This window comes from Sphingomonas bacterium (assembly GCF_903643065.1).
In the GTDB taxonomy this organism is placed as follows: Bacteria; Pseudomonadota; Alphaproteobacteria; order Sphingomonadales; family Sphingomonadaceae; genus Sphingomonas.
In genome coordinates this window covers 1-2540 of sequence record NZ_CAHJWX010000478.1, presented here as the reverse complement: position 1 = coordinate 2540, position 2540 = coordinate 1, and the positions used below count along the sequence as shown (strand labels likewise).

3 protein-coding genes are annotated in these 2540 nt (G+C 68.2%); 2 read left to right on the top strand and 1 reads right to left on the bottom strand.

What is annotated here, in order from left to right:
• A partial coding sequence (gene yidC / locus HUU95_RS14125; RefSeq protein ID WP_174280677.1) for a membrane protein insertase YidC occupies window positions 1-1524 on the top strand: 1524 nt, incomplete at its 5' end.
• 87 nt (window positions 1525-1611) lie between these two features.
• Window positions 1612-2241, top strand: a complete 630-nt coding sequence (yihA, locus tag HUU95_RS14120; RefSeq protein WP_174280676.1) for a ribosome biogenesis GTP-binding protein YihA/YsxC — start codon at window positions 1612-1614, stop codon at window positions 2239-2241.
• Here yihA and HUU95_RS14115 read toward each other — a convergent pair.
• Window positions 2238-2540: NADH-quinone oxidoreductase subunit C (locus HUU95_RS14115; protein WP_174280675.1), on the bottom strand; the 303-nt coding region annotated here is incomplete at its 5' end. The two genes, yihA and HUU95_RS14115, sit on opposite strands and share 4 nt — an antisense overlap.

Sequence of the window (2540 nt, the reverse complement as noted above, 5' to 3'; positions counted from 1 at the left end):
GACGGCCCGGCCGCGACGCGCGACCGCGCCGTCGTGCTGGCGGAAAGCCCGCGCGTGCGGATCGAGACGCCGGCGCTGAAGGGCTCGATCAACCTGCGCGGCGCGCGGCTCGACGACCTGCTGCTGCTCCGTCATCGCGAGACGGTGGCGGCCAACTCGCCGCCGATCCGCCTGTTCTCGCCTGCCGGCGCGCCCGAGCCCTATTTCGTCCAGCTCGGCTGGAAGGATGGTCCCGCGCCCGACACGCTGTGGAGGGCGTCGGCGCCGGTGCTGACGCCGGGCAAGCCGGTCGATCTCGACGCCGCCGGGCCGAGCGGCCAGCGCTATCGGCTGGAGATCGCGGTTGACAACGACTATCTCTTCACCGTCCGCCAGATCGTCGCCAATGGCGGCGCGGCGGCGGTCCCCGTCAGCCCCTATGCGCTGGTCAGCCGCACCGAGCCGGCGGCGGAAAAGGGGAAGGCGTGGAACATCCATGTCGGCCCCATGTCCGTCCACGGGGGCGGTGCCGACTACGGCCAGAAGTTCAAGGACATCGCCGCCACGCCGCAGACCTTCTCGTCCACCGGCGGCTGGCTCGGCTTCACCGACAAATATTGGCTGACCGCGCTCATCCCCGACCAGCACGGGGCCTTCAACGGCGAGTTCCGCGCCGCCGCGAACGGCAGTTATCAGGGCGACGTGTCCTTCGCCCCGCGCCAGCTCGCCCCGGGACAGACGCTCGCCACCACGCTGCGGCTGTTCGCGGGCGCCAAGGAGACGCGGCTGCTCGATCGCTACACCGACGCCGGGATCGCGCAGAAGCTCGATTATGCGCTCGACTGGGGCTGGTTCCGGCTCGTGGAGAAGCCGATCTTCTATTATCTAGACTGGCTGTTCCGGCTGGTCGGCAATTTCGGTGTCGCGATCGTGCTGCTGACGATTACCATCCGCGCGCTGATGTTCCCGGTCGCGCAGCGCCAGTTCGCCTCGATGGCCAAGATGCGCGTGATCCAGCCCAAGATGAAGGCGCTGCAGGAGCGCCATGCCGACGACAAGGAGCGCATGCAGCGCGAGGTGATGCAGCTGTACAAGACGGAGAAGGTCAATCCGGTCGCCGGCTGCCTGCCGACGTTCCTGCAGATCCCGATCTTTTACGCGCTGTATAAGGTGCTGATGCTGACCATCGAGATGCGGCACCAGCCGTTCGCCGGCTGGATCAGCGACCTGTCGGCGCCCGATCCGCTGACGCCGGTCAACCTGTTCGGCCTGCTGCCCTTCACCCCGCCGGGGTTCACGCATCTGGGCGTCCTCGCCATCCTGCTCGGCGTCACCATGTGGCTCCAGTTCCGGATGAACCCGAGCGGCCCCGATCCGACGACGCAGCAGGTGATGGGCTTCATGCCCTGGATCATGATGTTCATCTTCGCGCCGCTCGCGGCCGGGTTGCAGCTCTATTACGTCGCATCGAACCTGATCTCGATCGGCCAGCAGCGGCTGCTCTACGCACGCCATCCCCAACTGCGCGCGCAGCCCGCGACCTGACGCATTCCGTTCGTCCCGAGCGAAGTCGAGGGACCGGCGGGTTAAATGTCTCGACTTCGCTCGACACGAACGGAAGTGAGATGGCGGATGGATGACGAACAGATCGAGGTCGCGCGCAAGCTATTCGCCGGGCCGATCGCGTTCCTGAAATCGGCGCCGGGGCTTCAGCACCTGCCCGACGCGACCGCGCCGGAGGTGGCGTTCGCGGGGCGGTCGAACGTCGGCAAGTCGTCGCTGCTCAACGCGCTCGCCAACCGCAACGGGCTGGCGCGCACCTCCAACACGCCGGGGCGAACGCAGGAGCTGAACTTCTTCGATGTCGGCGCGCCGCTGCGCCTCCGGCTGGTCGACATGCCCGGCTACGGCTTCGCCAAGGCGCCGCCGGCGGTGGTCCGGCAGTGGCGGTTCCTGGTCAACGATTATCTGCGCGGGCGCCAGGCGCTCAAGCGCGCGCTGGTGCTGGTCGACGCGCGGCACGGGCTCAAGGACGTCGATCGCGAAATCATGGCGATGCTGGATAAGGCGGCGGTGAGCTACCGGCTCGTGCTCACCAAGGCGGACAAGGTGAAGGCGACCGAGCTCGCTACCGTCACCGAGCAGACCGCGGCCGAAGCCCGCAAGCACGCCGCCGCGCACCCGGAGATCATCGCCACCTCCAGCGAGGGCGGCCTCGGCATCCCCGAACTGCGCGCCGCCGTGCTCGACGCGATCGGCTAGCGTTTTCCGCCCCGGCCGCCGCGCGGCGCCGGTATCTCCAGCCCCTCGCGCAACGCGGCCAGCTGCTCGGCGATCGCCTGGTCGCGGCGGAGCGTGTCGATGGCGTCGACCCGCGCGTGCTGGCCGGGGTCGCTCGGCGTGTTCTTGAGGCGGGCGACGAGGCGGATACGCTGCTTGAGCGAGTGGCCGAGGATCGAGTAGGAAATCTGGAACCGCGGTTCAGTCGGGAACCAATCAACTGCGGTGACGTCTTCAAGGAAGTTGTAACCGGCATCCTGGATGGTGCGGCAGGCCTCCAC